The following is a 16,825-nucleotide window of genomic DNA, read 5'->3' as shown; positions in this document are numbered from 1 at the left end:
CAAGATACAATTTTCTGTAAATTTGTTTTTATTAATTAACGTAGATTTTCCGTTAGCGTATGCGTATTGATAAGTATTTGTGGTGTGTCCGCTACTATAAGACGAGAAATATTGCCACCGAAGCCTGTAAAAAAGGACATGTGGAAGTAAACGGCCAGACCGTCAAACCTTCCAGGGAGGTTTTCCCTGCTGATAAGATTAAACTCCGGAAGAACCAGATCAACTACGAACTCATCGTCCTGGATATCCCTGCAAGCCGGGTCGGCGCAAAACTCACCGATATTTACCGGAGAGATACTACCCCGCCGGAAGCTTTTGAGAATGCGGAACTCCTGAAATATGCCAAGGAGCATTATCGCAAAAAAGGAACGGGAAGGCCTACCAAAAAAGACCGGAGGGATATTGACGACTATGTGGAGAACGATCCGGATGATCTTGACCTGGAATAGTACTATGGATATTACCACCGGCAAATACTGGGAAGATCGTTACCATTCGGGTTCGGATGGCTGGGATATCGGTACTATATCCGCCCCGATAAAGGCCTATGTGGACCAACTGGACGACAAGGACCGGAAAATACTCATCCCGGGTGCCGGAAACGGCCATGAGGCGGAATATCTCTTCCGGAACGGCTTTAAGAACGTCCATGTCCTGGATTTTGCCTTACCGCCGCTATTGCGGTTTAAAGAACGTGTCCCGGACTTCCCGGAAACCCAGCTGATCCATCGGGATTTCTTTGACCTCGACATGTCTTTTGACCTTATCCTGGAACAGACTTTCTTCTGTGCTATTCCGCCGCAAGCCAGGCGGGAATATGCGCGAAAAATGTATCAATTACTTCACCCGGAGGGAAAACTGGCAGGACTGCTGTTCGATTTCCCACTGACCGGAGAAGGCCCTCCTTTCGGCGGTGATAAACAGGAATATTATGATTGTTTTTCCCCCTATTTCAATATAGTCGTTATGGAACACTGCTACAACTCCATAAAACCGAGAGAAGGCAGGGAACTCTTCTTTATACTCCGTCCGAAAAAACACAAAAACAGTCCCGAAGACCAAAAGAGTTTTTCGGCCTGAATACTGTGCATGTCATTTTAATCGGTAAATTTGTTGTTTCCTATCAAACAGAAAAGTTATGACCATTACGGAGAATAAGATCCTCGGGCACGAAGAAATAGAACACAAAATACGACGAATCGCTTACCAGATATATGAAACTTTTGTAGATGAAGACGAGATTGTTGTAGCTGGTATTGTTTCCGCCGGCCTGACTTTTGCGGAAAAGATCGCTGCCGTATTAGGCGATATCTCCGATATCAACATAACCCTCTGTGAAGTTACGGTAGACAAGGTAAACCCAACAAACCCGGTTAAAACCTCCCTTCCGGAAAGCGCTTACCGGGACAAGGCCGTCGTACTGATTGACGATGTCCTTAATTCGGGTGCCACATTAATATACGGGGTTAAGCACTTCCTAAACGTACCTCTTAAAAAATTAAAGACCGCAGTTCTCATAGACAGGAACCACAAACGTTACCCCATCAAAGCGGACTTCAAGGGCATTTCCCTCTCCACCTCTCTCCAGGAACACGTCAGTGTGGAATTCGGTGAAGAGGAAAATGTTGCTTACCTGCAATAACATCTATACCACTCTCGATATAATTTCATCCGATATGGTTTCCACGGGGCGTCCGTCTACTTTTACACTGTAGTTGGCCTTCAGGTAGAAAAAGTTTCTTTCGAAAAGGTGTTTTCGTATAAACTCTTCCAGTTCGCTATCGGAAAGATGCTCTATTAAAGGCCTGTGTTCCTTTTCCTTCTCAAGACGGGCAGTAAGCTCCTCCACAGATGCTCTCAGATAGACAACTTTATCCGTAGTTCCCTGTATATACTCCATATTACTGCCGTAACAGGGCGTACCGCCACCAAGAGCAACAACCATGTCCCCGGAGCCGGCAAAAAGCGCTTCCAGGTGATGACTCTCTGCCTTGCGAAAATATATTTCTCCCTTGTCCCGAAAAATCTCCGGGATACTTTTTTGCTCCTTTTCTTCGATAAAATCGTCCATATCCACAAATTTCAGGGACAACTTTTCGGCGAGGTTCCTTCCTACGGCACTTTTACCGCTCCCCATATATCCAATCAATACAATTACCATAAAACTTTAATCTATTTAAATACAATACATTATACTTCACTTCTAAAAAAAAGACAAATTTATATTAAAATCGCCTTGAAAAATAAATTATTGATGTTATATTTGCACCCGCCTACCGAGAAGGAGGCTTACCGCCAGCAACGGCGGGCAATCTGCCTGAAAAGGCGATTCTTTGAATGACCTGGTAGCTCAGTTGGTAGAGCATCTCCCTTTTAAGGAGAGGGTCCTGGGTTCGAGCCCCAGCCAGGTCACACGATTATTACTATATGATCCGGGCGAGAAGGTTTACCCTGAGCTTGTCGAAGGGAGCCCCAGCCAGGTCACTGTAAAATCTGAATTTTTGGTCTCCCGTAAGAAAACAGACCGCAGTAAGTGTTCTTTACATTATACAACAAATAATTTAATCTAATTGACCTGGTAGCTCAGCTGGTAGAGCATCTCCCTTTTAAGGAGAGGGTCCTGGGTTCGAGCCCCAGCCAGGTCACCACGAATTTTTGCTCACGTGGTGAAATTGGTAGACACGCCATCTTGAGGGGGTGGTGTTCGCAAGGACGTGCTGGTTCGAATCCAGTCGTGAGCACTCTTATTTCGAGCCCCTGTTTACCTAGGGGTTTCTTTTTTTTCAGACATTTCAATCTTCCTTATACTCCACAATAATCAGCTGTTCCGGATAATATTTTCTCTTTCTGCCCCGACAAAAAGAGATCACAGCAAATACATTACACCTATTCGGCAATCAACACGTCTAATATATCACGAACTTCATCACTGTCCCAGGCAGCGACTCCTTTTTTCCCAATCACAATATCCCCTTTTTTATTCAGCACCCAGGTTACCGGAATGCTCGAAGAATATATCTTTTCCGGCGCACTGGTCAGCGGGAAATAAGCCGGGATATCCCATTCTTTCCGCCTAAGGAATTCCCGGACGGTTTCCGGATCTTCACCGGTCACAAAGAGAAAAACCACCTTGTTCCCGTAATCTTTATACAGCCGGTGCAAGGCAGGCATTTCAGCAATACACGGAGGGCACCAGGTAGCCCAGAAATTGATCAGCACCACCTTATCCCTGGCATTGCTAAAATCATAAATTCCACCATCCTGTGTTCTTAAGTCCCAGTGATAGCTGCCGATATTCTCCCGATGCTCTTCCGGAGTCCGGAAAGGACTGACAGCCACAAGCCGGTTGACCCACACTTTTACGGCCGTCCCCACAGGAGTAAATAATACAAGGACCGCGAACACCAGCAGGGAAAGATTGTATATCTGATTTTTTGAGATTTTCACGACGCAAGCACTTAACAGACAATCACCGGATCCGGAATTATTGCAGCAGGGTATCGAGCAACTGCCTTATGTCGGCATTGTCCCAATCGGCTATTCCTTCGCTCTCTGCCACTATATATCCGTTTTTATCTATAATATACCCGGAGGGTACTTTTGTAGCATCCAGGGGCATTTTTTCACCTATTATAAGATAGGTTACCGGGAAAGCATATCCCCTCTCCTCCATCAGCTCCAGGACAGGTTCCTTTTTTTCATTTGTGATCATATAAAAGTCCATCCTGCCCTTATAGGTATCGTAAAGCTTCTGAATACTTTTCCTTTCCGCTATGGAAGGAATACGCCACGAAGCCCAGAAATTCACAAAAACGACACGTCCCTCGGACCGATTAAAGTTAAATATTTTCCAATCCGCATCCTTCAGCCTCCAGTCATATCCGGAAATCTTTTCGCGATCCTGGGGTTCCACAATTTCCGGTTTCGGCGCAAACACCCGGCTGAGGAGAACTTTACTCTCAAAGCCGAGGGGGGTAACGAAGAAAGACAGCACCAACAATATAAGCAGGACATTTTTAACCGTTCGTTTTTTCATAGTTGAACTTTTGTTTGGATTATCACAATGGCGTTCTGCCTTTCAGGGAACTCCCACTACAAAAATAAAAAACTCCCGGAACCGGGAGTTTTTCTGGAATTATATATTTCAACTTTATCGCTTAAGCCTTCCCGGCAGCAATAAGGTTCAATGCGGAACCTGCCTTAAACCAGGCTATCTGCCCTTCGTTATAGCTATGGTTGGCAATAACGGTATCTTTACTTCCGTCAGCGTGGACCACTTCGATGGTTACAGGCTTATTGGGCGCAAATTCTTCGAGATCCACAAAGTTGAACGTGTCGTCTTCCTGTATCAGGTCGTAATCTGCCTCATTGGCAAATGTAAGACCAAGCATCCCCTGTTTTTTAAGGTTAGTTTCGTGAATACGTGCAAACGATTTTACAAGCACTACTTTAACACCGAGGTGACGGGGCTCCATTGCAGCATGCTCACGGGAAGAACCTTCCCCGTAGTTATGGTCGCCAACTACTACCGTAGGCATTCCTGCCGCCTTATACTCTCTTTGTGTATCCGGCACCCCTCCATATTCGCCTGTAAGCTGGTTTTTCACAAAGTTTGTCTTCATGTTATATGCATTCACAGCTCCGATAAGACAGTTATTGGATATATTATCGAGGTGACCGCGATAACGCAACCATGGTCCCGCCATGGAAATATGGTCTGTGGTACATTTACCGTAAGCCTTGATAAGCAACTTCGCACCAAGAATATTTTTCCCGTCCCAGGGCTCAAACGGCGTTAACAGCTGTAGACGCTCCGATGTAGGAGACACTACAACCTCCACATCGCTTCCGTCTTCTGCCGGGGCCTGATATCCTGCATCTTCCACGGCAAAACCTTCGGGCGGAAGTTCGTACCCTCTTGGCTCATCCAGCATCACTTCCTCTCCATCTTCGTTAATAAGCTTATCTTTCAAAGGATTAAAATCAAGCCTTCCGGAGATAGCGATTGCAGTTACCAATTCGGGAGACCCCACAAAAGCGAGGGTATTAGGATTACCATCCGCTCTCTTAGCAAAGTTCCTGTTAAAGGAATGCACGATGGTATTACGCTCTTCTTTTTCAGCACCAGCACGGTCCCACATACCTATACAAGGGCCGCATGCATTGGCGAATACCGTTGCACCGATTTTGTTGAAGGTATCGATAAACCCGTCCCTTTCGATAGTGTAACGCACCTGCTCTGATCCTGGAGTTATGGTGAAGTTTGATTTTGTCTTTAACTTCTTATCCGATACCTGCCTGGCAAGCGATGCCGCCCTTGAAATATCTTCATAAGAAGAGTTGGTACAGGAGCCTATTAGTCCGTACTCAACTTTCAGCGGCCAGTCGTTTTCTTTTGCCGCCTCTTTCATTTTGGATATCGGCGTAGCAAGGTCCGGAGTAAAAGGCCCGTTCAGGTGGGGCTCCAGCTCGGAAAGATCAATCTCTATAACCTGATCGAAATACTGCTCCGGATTTGCATATACATCCGGATCGGCAGTAAGGTACTCTTTTACTTTATTGGCTGCATCGGCAACATCTTCACGTCCTGTGGAACGGAGATACCTGTCCATGGATTCGTCGTAACCAAAGGTAGAAGTGGTTGCACCTACTTCGGCACCCATATTACAGATAGTACCTTTACCGGTACAGGACATTGCCCTGGCACCTTCTCCGAAATATTCTACAATAGCACCGGTACCTCCTTTTACAGTGAGGATCCCGGCTACTTTAAGGATAACATCTTTGGGAGCAGTCCACCCGGAAAGCTTACCGGTTAATTTCACTCCGATCAGTTTCGGGAATTTCAATTCCCATGGCATCCCGGCCATTACATCCACCGCATCGGCACCACCGACACCTATGGCTATCATTCCCAATCCCCCGGCATTTACCGTATGGGAATCCGTTCCGATCATCATACCTCCCGGGAAAGCGTAGTTTTCAAGCACTACCTGGTGAATAATACCGGCACCCGGCTTCCAGAAGCCTATACCGTATTTGTTAGATACCGACCCGAGAAAGTCAAATACCTCATTACTGGTTTCATTGGCTCTTTTAAGATCCTTGTCCGCACCTACCTTGGCCTGGATCAGGTGATCACAGTGTACAGTAGTAGGAACAGCCACCTGGGGCCTTCCGGCACGCATAAACTGCAACAACGCCATCTGTGCCGTAGCGTCCTGGCAGGCTATTCTGTCCGGGGCAAAGTCCACATAATCTGCACCTCTCTTAAATGCCGTTGTGGGATTACCATCCCAAAGGTGGGCATATAAAATCTTTTCAGATAAGGTCAGCGGCTTACCTACCACTTCACGAGCTTTGTCCACCCGCTCGGCGATTCCAGCGTAGACCTTTTGAATCATATCAATATCAAAAGCCATTGTGTATAAAGTTTTTTATTTTGAAAGTCCAGCAAAAATACGAAATCGCCGACACTTTTTAAAGTTTTTAATATCTCCTTTTCTTTGCCTCATAATTCACAATAAAACTTCCAAAAACGCCCTGAATTTTACATAATTGATATTTTCAGCATGAGCAAAATATAAATTTGTTAATATACTCATAAAGCATACCGTAAAAGCGAGCTATCGATTTTATTTATAGGACAATAATCAAACGAAATTTTAAGGGATTGTTAAGCACAGGAAATTGCGGTTATGACAGAGAATCTTCTTTTACGCACTATAAGAAGGGATTTTCCTGCGGTAATACCCGAATGTAAATAATATAAAAACCCGGGAAACTCCCGGGCCTGATGCTTTTCTATCCTGCAGTTTACCCCCAGTTGAATTCGATCTCTTTTTCTATATCAGGATGCAGGCTGTAGTGCACGGGGCAGGTGTTTGCCGTATTTTGCAGTATCTTTCTGGTTTTATCATCAGGATTCAACGGAAAACGAAAAACCACTTTTATCGCGGAAATACGCCTTGGTCCGGCAGCCATTGTCTTGGTAACCTCTGCCGTGGTCCCGGTGAGGTCTACCTCCAGCTCACGTGCCTTAATCCCCATTACCGTAAGCATGCAACTGGCCAGCGCCGTGGCGACCGTGTCGGTAGGGGAAAATGCTTCTCCTTTGCCATTATTATCGGTAGGGGCATCAGTTATAAATATGTTTCCCGATTGCAAATGCTCACATTCGGTCCTCAGATCTCCTTTATAAATTACTTTTGAAGTCATTTTACTTCTTCAATTTCGAGTTTATCCGTGTATTTGACAATGTATGCCCCGTTATTGTAGTATCCGCCCAGGGACTTTTTGTGATACTTGAATTTGTTTTCCACGTATTCAGTCTCTCCTATAATCGAAGTGGTTTCGTAAAGATCCTTATCATAAGCAAGCCTGAGGATCACATCCAGCGTCAGGTCATAACCCCTTGCGGCATAACGGTTCGGGGAAATACCGAACTTTTCGGCATAAGCTTTTACAAAAGGAGTGTCACCGGAAGAAGCCTTATCCACGGTAGGATAGTGAAAATCCAGATTGGCGAGGTGAAAATTGGAAACACTTTCGGAATCATAGGCATTTCCTTTTTTCGTAGTAAACATGGTGATTTTGCGTTTGTCTGACCTGGCGGAATTCAGCACGCCGGTAACATTGGTCAGCATCACGATATCCCCGGTCTCTACGATGACCCAGTTCTCTTTTATTTCACTGAGTATGTTCTTCAGGTCGTCAAGCCTGATAAATTTATCTTCGGTAGGATTCAGTACTTTTACCCCCGGCAGTTCTTGTTGCAGTTTTTCGCGCACACCTGCATTTTTGGAATCCGCAATAACTATAACCTGCTTGTCCCCTGCACGTGATTTGATATAGGTTATCATTTTGTCCCGCAGCACCTGGTCATCCGGAACCGTCTGGAATATGTTGTTCAGAGGCTTTACATTCCCGGAGAAAGGCAGAAATACCGGGACTCCCCTTACACCTCCGGCCACTTCATTAAAAGGAGTGGTCAGGAATGGTCCTATGACCGCATCCACATCCTTAAAATCATTTGCAGTAAGCAGCCTGCCCGTCCCTGTGATACTCGCCCTGCTGTCCAGCACCCTCACATCAACCGAGATACCAAGTTGTTTTGCAGAATCCAGCGCGGCAAGGGCTCCGGTATAAAAATCGAGAGAACGGCTCAGTAACTTACTGCTTTTTACTTTTTCTTTAAAGTTATCCCCTTCCTCTATTTCATTCAATTTAAAAGGAAGCACCAGGGCTATACTGGTTTGTGCCCTGCGATCAATACTATCTACCAGGTTAAATTTTTCCGTAACCACCCCGTCTTCCATCTCCAGGTCGGAAGATATGGATTTGGGCAGTTTGAGCACCATTCCTTCTTTAAGCCCTCCCTCCTTTAATTCGGGATTCAGTTCTTCCAGTTCTTCCCGGGTGACACCGAGTTTCACTTTCAGCCTGTAAAACCCTTCTTTCGGTAATACCACATAATAATTATGCGAATCATCTATGGGCTTTTCTTCATTATCCGGATGGTCCGGTACCTGCACTTCCTGCCCTTCACGCAGCACATCTCCGATACCCGGGTTCAGTTCTTCCAGTTCTTCAATAGTGATTCCGTGCTTGTAAGCTACCCGCCACTTGCCTTCCTTTGCCTGTACCACGTAGGTTTTCGTTTTGTCCGGCCCCGAATCTTTAAAGACCTCTACCGCCTTGTACTCAAATCTCGGTATCCGTATCTTTTCTCTTTTTTTGAGCTGCCTGCTGTATAGTTCTTTGTTGTATTTCTTTATATCATCCACTCCGACATTATAAAGCTGTGCTATACTAAACAGTGTTTCTTTGCGCCTTACCTTGTGCGTAATAAAGGATACTACCTCCTGGGTCATGGCCTCCCCGTCTGTTTTTGCCTTATCGGACAGGGGGATTATCAAAATGGTATTTACCGCAAGGCCGTTTTTCACTTCCGGATTCAACCGGATGATATCTGAAGGGCTTACCTGGTATTTCCTGGCTATACTTGTTACTGTTTCTCCTTTTTTTACGGCATGCGTATCAAAGTCCTGCGCATGTACAAAAACACCAAAGAATGCTACCAGTAAGAAAACAACAAATTTGTTCATTTATTTTTATTTTAATCATTCGGGTCGGGAATCCTTCCGGAAACAAAGATACGGGCAATTTCAATGAAACGCCCGGTCCTGTTCTTCTTAGAAATTTCTCTGTAATCCTTCCCAAAAGGCCGGTCTGCAGACAAACATTACTCCCATTCTATAGTGGCCGGCGGTTTGGAACTTATATCATATACTACTCTATTAACGCCTTTTACTCTATTTATTATATCATTAGAGGTCTTTTGCAGAAAATCATAAGGCAGGTTTACCCAATCGGCAGTCATCCCGTCCGTACTCTCTACAGCCCTCAATGCCACACATTTCTCATAGGTACGTTCATCTCCCATAACTCCTACGGAATTCACCGGGAGCAGTATAGCTCCTGCCTGCCAGACTTTATCATAAAGCCCCCAACTCTTTAAACCACTGATAAAAATATCATCTACTTCCTGCAAAATACGGACTTTTTCCGCAGTGATATCTCCCAGAATGCGGATTGCCAGTCCCGGACCGGGGAAAGGATGTCTTCCCAACAAACCGGCATCTATCCCCATAGAGGCACCTACTCTTCTCACTTCGTCCTTGAACAGCATACGAAGAGGTTCTACCACTTTGAGTTTCATAAAATCCGGCAGACCGCCTACGTTGTGATGGCTTTTTATGGTGGCAGACGGGCCGTTTACCGAAACAGATTCGATGACATCCGGGTAAATCGTTCCCTGGCCGAGCCATTTTACATCCTGTATTTTGTGGGCTTCATCATCAAAGACCTCAATAAATGTACGCCCTATAGCTTTTCGCTTCAACTCCGGATCTTCAACTCCCGCAAGAGCGCTCAAAAAGCGTTCCGAAGCATCCACACCGGTCACATTTAAATCCATGCCTTCGTAACGCTCCAGCACTTTTTCAAATTCGTTTTTGCGCAGCAGCCCGTTATTGACAAAGATACAGTGCAGGTTTTCTCCTATGGCTTTGTGCAGCAATACGGCCGCTACGGAAGAATCGACGCCGCCCGATAAAGCAAGTACGACCTTGTCATTACCAAGCTGTTCTTTTAAAGCATCTACTGTCATGTCCACAAAATTGTCCGGTGTCCAGGTCTGTGCGACCCCGGCAATTTTCACGAGAAAATTCTCGAGTATTTTTTTCCCGTCTGTAGAATGGTATACTTCCGGGTGGAATTGTATGGCGTAAGTGGTCTCTCCTTCTATCTTGTAAGCCGCATTCTCCACATCGGCAGTACTGGCCAGCTTTCTGGCATTATCGGGTAAGGCTTTAATAGTATCGCTATGGCTCATCCATACCTGTGTTCCCGGCGACACCCCTTCGAAGAAAGGTTCCCCCTCCACGATGTGGGACAGATTTGCCCGGCCGTATTCGCGGGTATTGGAAGGTTCTACGCTGCCGCCTCCGAAATGCGCAAGATACTGTGCCCCGTAACATACCCCCAATAGTGGTATTTTTCCCCTTATGGCAGATAAATCCGGATGCGGGGCATTTTCTGCCCTGACTGAGAACGGGCTTCCGGAAAGAATTACTGCCTTATAGCGTGAAATATCGTCCGGCAAATGATTAAATGGGTGAATTTCGCAGTAAATATTAAGCTCGCGAACCCTTCGAGCGATGAGTTGTGTATACTGCGAACCGAAATCTAAAATAAGTACGTCGTGTTGCATGCGCAAAAATACTACTAAATATCAAAAATCAAATCTCAAATCCCAATTTCCGCTGTTTTAATTATCCACAAGCGATCAAAGCCTCTTATTGCAGGCTATTTCATCGTATCCAGGATCATTTTTATATCTTCCTCGGTGGTATCGGGATTGATGAAACAAAAACGGGAAACAGTCTCATAGGTATCGCCGTTTTTCCATTTGGTGGGAGTCACGAGGGCCAGACCCGCTTTATGATTTTTATACGTCCAGTTGGTATAATCATCCGGTGCCCATCCTTTCCGGCGATAGAGCACACAGGAAAGGCTTGGCTCCCGAACGAGTTCCAGGTCCGGATCTTCTTCGATAAGCCTTCCGGCTATTTGCGCCAGTTCTATTCCCCGTTCTACTGCTTCCTTATACATCCGGGTACCGTGCATCGCCAAAGAAAACCAAAGAGGCAGCCCCCGGACCCTCCTTGTAAGCTGTATCTGGTAATCGGCAGGATTAAAACCCTGCGCCCCTTCATCTTTAAAAATGTCCAGGTAAGAACCTTCCTGGGCATGGGCCTGTTTGGCAAGCTCCGGGTTCTTATAGATCACCGCACCGCAATCGTATGGTGAAAAAAGCCATTTATGCGGGTCTATGGTAATACTGTCGGCTTTCTCTATCCCACAGAACAAATGCCTTACCGAATCAGCAGCCAGAGCACCTCCTCCGTAAGCGGCATCTACGTGAAACCACAACTTTTCTTTTTCACATACCTTAGCTATCCCTTCCAGATCGTCGATAATCCCGGCATTGGTTGTCCCTCCGGTAGCGACCACCGCAAACAGCCTGTTTCTTTGTTCCGGAGACAGTTGTCCTATGGTTTCCCGCAGGCCCCGTCCTGTGAGCCTGTCTTCCGAATCCACCAGGTGGACATCGGCATCGATCACTTTGGCCATGGCTTTAATGGACGAATGGGCGCCTATGGAGGTTATTACCAACCCTCTGTCCCTTCCGTGTTCTCCGGAAACTGATCGCCAGGCTTCACGGGCAGTCACCATGGCGGACAGGTTAGCGGCAGTTCCTCCACTGGTAAACACCCCGAAAGCCCCTTCCGGAAGCCCTGTAAGAGACACCAGCCACTTCATCGCTTCGTTTTCGCAGTAAATGCCTCCCGCACCCTCCATCCAGTAAGCTCCGTGGATGCTTGAGGCCGAAGTAACCAGGTCGAACATCACGGCAGCACGGGTAGGCGAAGCGGGCACAAAAGCGAGATGCCTCGGGTGATCAATGGGTACCGTTGCTTTTACCAGCACATCCCGGAACAACCGGAAAGCTTTTTCTCCTCCTATTCCTTCGGGGGTAACCGTTTCTCCCACCAGCCTGCGAAGCTCTTCTTCTTTTTTCGGGTGCCCCAGTTCCGGAGACGTCTGGGTGATCCTGCTTATGGCATACTTCATGACGTCCAGTGTCATTTCCACCACGTCCATGTCTATATTGTGCATATTCGGTTTCTTTTTACACAAAGATACATATTGGCCCTTTAGTACTGAATTGTAAAATATGAATATGCAGGGCAAACGCATTCAAAAAACTATGATTGCAATGTTACAGGTTTAGAATTCCAGGTTGTAGGTTTGGCCTATAAATTAAACTGTAAGCCCGCAACCTGCCGCCCTTCAGCCTTAGTTCCTGCCTGTCCGGCAGGCGGGTATCCTGAGTTTATCGAAGGACTCAGGGACCTGAATGAGACCTGCAACCTGCAACTTGTAACAAAAAAATAACACCTCCAACTCCATCCCGATATATCGGGACTCCTCAACCCCGAACTGTAACACTATCACCGCTAACGGATTACTAATTACCTTTCCTCCCATATATAATGTGTTTGTCCTGTATCCATATGAAAACACAGGTTATTATGAAAAATGAAAAAGATATCGTAAATTAATGCTCTTAACATACTCCAACCTTATGAATATTCTGGATTCCATAAAAAACGACCTTAGAAAAGCTATCGGTAAACCAAAGCACCGGTTTCGTTATTTTTCTATGGCCACCTGTGGTTTGCATGGCCATATAAGACAACGTATACTGGTACTTCGTGATGTGGCAGACGACTTTACGCTCACGGCATATACGGACAGCCGCTCCAAAAAAATGATGCATATCCGCGAAAACAGCGAAGTAAGCCTCCTTTTTTTTAATTCTTCAAAGTTTATTCAGGTGACTATGACCGCCAATGTAAGGGTAGAAAAAGACGAAGAGACCGTACTGGAACTCTGGAACCGGATCAAACCGAGATCCAGGAAAGACTACATCACCGAATTACCTCCGGGGACCATAATCCAGGACCCTTCGGAAGTGGGACACCAGGAAAACATTCATTATTTTACCGTATTGAAACTGGTCCCGGAAAAGATAGAATACGTAAAACTGCAAAAAATAAACCATCTCCGGATATTGTTTTCCCGGAACGGCGATTCATGGGACAGCTGCTATCTTGTACCTTGACCCCTTCAGAAAGTCAGTACGCAGAAATCTCCTTCAAGTGGTTTTAATTCCCGGATGAGCCCGGGAATAAGTTTCCTGCCGTATTCCAGATAAAACTGCGAAAAGTTTGTGGTCCTTTCCTGCAGGGACTGCCCGGGAAACAATTCGTTCTGTATATCGGTCATCCGGACCACCTGGTCCGATAATTTGCGTTTTTGTGCCTTTAACAGACGTTTTTCCAGTTTTTCCAAACCTTTAAGCTGCTTTTCTTCCTGGGCTCTGACCGCATTCAGAAAAGTTTTGTCGGTTTTTGCAGCAAGTTCATACATGCCTTTGAACTGCTCCTGAAGATATTTCTTTTGCGGCGAAAAATCGATATCGATATCACTGATCTCACGGACCTTTTTATTGATAAAAGCATCCCGCTTCAGAAATAATGTGGCCGGGGTAATATTCAGTTTTTCCAGTTTTCCCTGTTGTACAGCATCTATTAACAGCACGGAATTGCGCACCAGCAACACGGGAAAGGGTATTTTTTCCTCTTCAAAAAAGCCTTTTAACTGTAACCAGTAGGCTATTTCCCCGCCACCACCTATATAACAAAGATTGGGCAGTATCACCTCCTGGTACAACGGACGGAGCAAAACATTCGGGGAGAATTTCTGCGGCATGTTGCGGAGATGTTCCAGCAGTTCGTCTTTCCCCCACTTTATATCCGTACCGTGTACAGTATATATATCCCCGTTTTTCTCTATGCGTTCCCTCAGGCCTTCCTCCAGATAAAAAAGATTGATCTCGCGGGGGTTCACCTGCAATCCGTAATCACCGTCCGCTTTTTTGAGAGCTTCGGAAGTTTCGGAGACACTGTTATAGGCCGTGTTCTTAAACAAGTCATTTTCCGCATACGGGACAAACAGCTTTTTAAGCGCCGGGTCATTTCCGTCTATAATAACAAGCCCGTATTCACCGAAAAGCCTGTTCACCAGAAACCTGGTGGCTTCGGCCAGGCCGGTATGTTCCAGGTAAGCCTGCCGAAACAGGTCTTTCAGATATTCCGCATGCTCTCCCGGTCCTAGTTCTGCGGCAAACAGCCGGAATACTTCTTCCAGCCCATCTGTGGAAAATGTACCTACTGCCCCTCCGGACGATCTGTTCCAGCGAAAGTTTTTGCCGTGCAAATTGAAATGGTTGATCTCTTCGAAATCATGGTCTTCCGTCGCCATCCAGTACACCGGTACAAAATGATAGTCCGGATATTCGGTTTTTAATGCCCCCGCCAGATTTATTGTGGTAATGATCTTGTATATAAAATAGGCCGGGCCGGTAAACAGGTTTAACTGGTGACCTGTGGTGACGGTAAATGTATTATCAGAGGACAGTGCCTGCAGGTTAAACAAGGTCTCCCTTGACGAATCTACCCCTTCATACTGTCTTTCCAAAGCTTCAACCAGCACACGCCGTGTTCCGGCGGAAAAAGAAACATGTTTTTCTTCGATCTGGTCACGGAACGCTTTGATTTCCGGAAAACGGTTATAAAAAGGCGTCAGAGCCTGGTTTTTTTCCGTATAATCGCATATCAGTTTAGAAAAATATCCGGTTTTCCTGAATGAAAGACACTCTGCGGGCATAGTTTAAATACGAATTTTTGAATGGGTAAAGATAAAATTCTTTGCGGTACGGTTTCTAAAAATTACGTTAAGATGTCTCCCTCTCTTGTTACCCCGGGGAAGATACTGCGCATAAAGCCCGGACCAACGCTGCTTATCGCGGAAGGTGCCGTGAAAGGAGACCGTCCGGCTACACACCGGAACTTCATGTGACGGGCCCTTTGCCTCGTAAATACTTATTCTTTATTTTAGCGCCACATAACTGAAAAGATTCATGCGTTTACTCCACATCCTTTTTGCTTCCCTGACATTCATCACCGTTTCCGGGCAGGCAACTTATCCTAAAGACTATTTTCGTGCTCCGCTGGACATTCCGCTCCTGCTTTCCGGCACTTTTGGCGAACTGCGTTCCAATCACTTTCATTCCGGCACTGATATAAAAACACAGCAACGGGAGGGATTAAAAGCCTATGCCACGGCCGGAGGGTACATATCACGGATAAAGATTTCTCCCTGGGGATACGGTAAGGCCCTCTATATTACCCACCCCAACGGCTATACGTCGGTATATGCTCATTTACAGAAATTCGCCCCGGAAATAGAGGCTTACATTAAAGAAAGGCAATACCGTGAGGAAGCTTTTGACATAGAGCTTTTTCCGGCATCCGCAGAATTACCGGTAGAAAAAGGAGATGTTATCGCCTACACAGGAAATACCGGGGGCAGCGGCGGTCCGCACCTGCATTTTGAAATACGGGATACGAAAACGGAGAAACCTATAAACCCCTTGTTTTTCGGCCTCCCGGTAAAAGACTCCCAACCTCCCGAGATACAGGAACTCTATGCATATCCGCTAAGTGACAGTTCGCAGGTAAACCGGTCGGGGGAGCCGCTCCCCATACCATTTACCCGTCAGGCAGACGGTACACTGCTGGCTGGCAAAATCGATGCCTATGGGCCAATCGGGTTCGGTATCCGCGCTTACGACAGGCAGGACCTTGCCTATAACAAAAACGGCGCCTATGCCATGCAGATGTCCGTTAACGGAACAACACAACTCTACTACAATTTTGAAACCTTTTCCTTTGCCGAAAGCAGAGGTATAAATACACTGATCGATTACGGCCATTATGTCCGCGAAAGGCAGCGAATACAAAAATGTTTTATAACTCCCGGAAATAACCTGAGTATTTATGGAAAAAGGCTCAACGAAGGGATTATCGACATAAAAGACAATTCGGACTACAATGTAATCATAGAAGTGAGCGACTTCGACGGAAACAAAAGCGTCCTGCAAATCCCGGTAACAGGCAAGAAGCAGGAGATTGTACATAAAGAAGAAAAAAAGATCACCCGGAACTACCTGCGCACCAACAGGGACAATATATATGCTGCCGGCGACATTACCGTATTTTTTCCTTCATATACGTTTTACGACGACCTCTATTTTGACCTGAGGGATAACGGGAACGGGACTTATGAAGTTCATAATGACGAAGTTCCTGTCCAAAGGAATTTTACTTTGTCGTTTGATGTTTCCGACTATCCCCAGGAAGAACGGAAACAACTTTTTATCGCGTACCTCGATCGCAGGAAACGGCCTTCCTATGAAACCACATACAAAAGAGGTGACATATTTTCCACACACACCCGGAATCTCGGCACTTTTACACTGGAAAAAGATACCACAGCCCCAAAAATAACCCCGATCAATTTTAAAGAAGGCCAGTGGCTTTCCAATTATCATTATCTGAAAGTAAAAATCTCGGACGATCTTAGCGGCATAGCTTCCTATCGGGCCACGATAAACGGCAGGTGGATATTGATGGAATATGAACCTAAGAACAATACCCTGACCTATGATTTTAATGATATACGCTTTAACGAGAGTAAACATCAGCTGGAACTTTCTGTTACGGACAACGTAGGGAACAGCAGCACATTTAACGCTACATTTTACAGGGCAACAAAGTAAAAACAGTAACTT

Annotated in this window: 15 protein-coding genes and 3 tRNA genes; 9 read left to right on the top strand and 9 right to left on the bottom strand. The window is 45.8% G+C overall.

Features of this window, described 5'->3' with window-relative positions; all coding sequences use genetic code 11:
• Positions 1–59 precede the first annotated feature (59 nt).
• The 3 genes from ED312_RS05135 to ED312_RS05125 all read left to right on the top strand — a co-directional run bounded on the left by ED312_RS05135 (position 60) and on the right by ED312_RS05125 (position 1,642).
• Complete coding sequence (locus tag ED312_RS05135; protein WP_123214936.1) at positions 60–449, top strand: RNA-binding S4 domain-containing protein; 390 nt, start codon at positions 60–62, stop codon at positions 447–449.
• Positions 412–1,080, top strand: coding sequence for a methyltransferase domain-containing protein (locus ED312_RS05130; RefSeq protein ID WP_317125661.1), 669 nt, complete (start codon positions 412–414; stop codon positions 1,078–1,080). The genes ED312_RS05135 and ED312_RS05130 overlap by 38 nt, the downstream gene beginning before the upstream one ends.
• A gap of 64 nt (positions 1,081–1,144) precedes the next feature.
• Positions 1,145–1,642: a phosphoribosyltransferase family protein gene (locus ED312_RS05125; protein WP_123214976.1), complete on the top strand. Its 498-nt coding sequence runs from the start codon at positions 1,145–1,147 to the stop codon at positions 1,640–1,642.
• A 3-nt stretch (positions 1,643–1,645) separates the two neighbouring features.
• On the opposite strand, the gene ED312_RS05120 is transcribed toward ED312_RS05125, so the two are convergent.
• Positions 1,646–2,161, bottom strand: a complete 516-nt coding sequence (locus ED312_RS05120) for a shikimate kinase (RefSeq protein ID WP_123214934.1) — start codon at positions 2,159–2,161, stop codon at positions 1,646–1,648.
• A 178-nt stretch (positions 2,162–2,339) separates the two neighbouring features.
• Between ED312_RS05120 and ED312_RS05115 the strand changes: the two genes are divergently transcribed.
• The 3 genes from ED312_RS05115 (at position 2,340) to ED312_RS05105 (ending at position 2,741) form a co-directional block, all read left to right on the top strand.
• Positions 2,340–2,412, top strand: a tRNA-Lys gene (locus tag ED312_RS05115).
• A 160-nt stretch (positions 2,413–2,572) separates the two neighbouring features.
• A tRNA-Lys gene (locus ED312_RS05110) sits at positions 2,573–2,648 on the top strand.
• Positions 2,649–2,657: 9 nt separating this feature from the next.
• Positions 2,658–2,741, top strand: a tRNA-Leu gene (locus ED312_RS05105).
• A 145-nt stretch (positions 2,742–2,886) separates the two neighbouring features.
• Here the strand turns inward: ED312_RS05105 and ED312_RS05100 are convergent.
• The 7 genes from ED312_RS05100 to ED312_RS05070 all read right to left on the bottom strand — a co-directional run bounded on the left by ED312_RS05100 (position 2,887) and on the right by ED312_RS05070 (position 12,243).
• Entirely contained in the window at positions 2,887–3,447 is a 561-nt protein-coding gene (locus ED312_RS05100) for a TlpA family protein disulfide reductase (protein WP_170164447.1), read from the bottom strand.
• Between the two features lie 37 nt (positions 3,448–3,484).
• Complete coding sequence (locus ED312_RS05095) at positions 3,485–4,036, bottom strand: TlpA family protein disulfide reductase (protein ID WP_123214932.1); 552 nt, start codon at positions 4,034–4,036, stop codon at positions 3,485–3,487.
• Positions 4,037–4,157: 121 nt separating this feature from the next.
• A complete protein-coding gene (locus ED312_RS05090; RefSeq protein WP_123214931.1) occupies positions 4,158–6,422 on the bottom strand; it encodes an aconitate hydratase in 2,265 nt (754 codons plus the stop codon).
• 394 nt (positions 6,423–6,816) lie between these two features.
• A complete protein-coding gene (locus ED312_RS05085) occupies positions 6,817–7,218 on the bottom strand; it encodes an OsmC family protein (RefSeq protein ID WP_123214930.1) in 402 nt (133 codons plus the stop codon).
• Positions 7,215–9,107: a PBP1 and LysM peptidoglycan-binding domain-containing protein gene (locus tag ED312_RS05080; RefSeq protein WP_123214929.1), complete on the bottom strand. Its 1,893-nt coding sequence runs from the start codon at positions 9,105–9,107 to the stop codon at positions 7,215–7,217. The genes ED312_RS05085 and ED312_RS05080 overlap by 4 nt, the downstream gene beginning before the upstream one ends.
• A gap of 137 nt (positions 9,108–9,244) precedes the next feature.
• Complete coding sequence (gene guaA, locus ED312_RS05075) at positions 9,245–10,774, bottom strand: glutamine-hydrolyzing GMP synthase (protein ID WP_123214928.1); 1,530 nt, start codon at positions 10,772–10,774, stop codon at positions 9,245–9,247.
• Positions 10,775–10,869: 95 nt separating this feature from the next.
• On the bottom strand, positions 10,870–12,243 hold the full coding sequence (locus tag ED312_RS05070) for a pyridoxal phosphate-dependent decarboxylase family protein (RefSeq protein ID WP_123214927.1): 1,374 nt from the start codon (positions 12,241–12,243) through the stop codon (positions 10,870–10,872).
• A gap of 469 nt (positions 12,244–12,712) precedes the next feature.
• Here ED312_RS05070 and ED312_RS05060 point away from each other — a divergent pair, with 469 nt between their 5' ends.
• The gene (locus tag ED312_RS05060; RefSeq protein ID WP_170164446.1) at positions 12,713–13,252 is read left to right on the top strand and encodes a pyridoxamine 5'-phosphate oxidase family protein; all 540 of its coding nucleotides are present in this window, start codon (positions 12,713–12,715) and stop codon (positions 13,250–13,252) included.
• Between the two features lie 5 nt (positions 13,253–13,257).
• Here ED312_RS05060 and bshC read toward each other — a convergent pair whose 3' ends face one another.
• Positions 13,258–14,859, bottom strand: coding sequence for a bacillithiol biosynthesis cysteine-adding enzyme BshC (gene bshC, locus ED312_RS05055; protein WP_123214924.1), 1,602 nt, complete (start codon positions 14,857–14,859; stop codon positions 13,258–13,260).
• A gap of 21 nt (positions 14,860–14,880) precedes the next feature.
• Here bshC and ED312_RS23690 point away from each other — a divergent pair, with 21 nt between their 5' ends.
• Together ED312_RS23690 and ED312_RS05050 are read left to right on the top strand one after the other, a co-directional pair.
• The gene (locus ED312_RS23690) at positions 14,881–15,051 is read left to right on the top strand and encodes a hypothetical protein (RefSeq protein ID WP_170164445.1); all 171 of its coding nucleotides are present in this window, start codon (positions 14,881–14,883) and stop codon (positions 15,049–15,051) included.
• A gap of 61 nt (positions 15,052–15,112) precedes the next feature.
• Positions 15,113–16,813 carry a M23 family metallopeptidase gene (locus ED312_RS05050; RefSeq protein WP_123214923.1) on the top strand — a complete coding sequence of 567 codons (1,701 nt, stop codon included), beginning with the start codon at positions 15,113–15,115 and terminating at the stop codon, positions 16,811–16,813.
• Positions 16,814–16,825 lie beyond the last annotated feature (12 nt).

The organism is Sinomicrobium pectinilyticum (genome assembly GCF_003725735.1).
Classification (GTDB): Bacteria; Bacteroidota; Bacteroidia; order Flavobacteriales; family Flavobacteriaceae; genus Sinomicrobium; species Sinomicrobium pectinilyticum.
The sequence above is the reverse complement of the archived record's forward strand: the minus strand, read 5'-3'. Positions and strand labels throughout refer to the sequence as shown.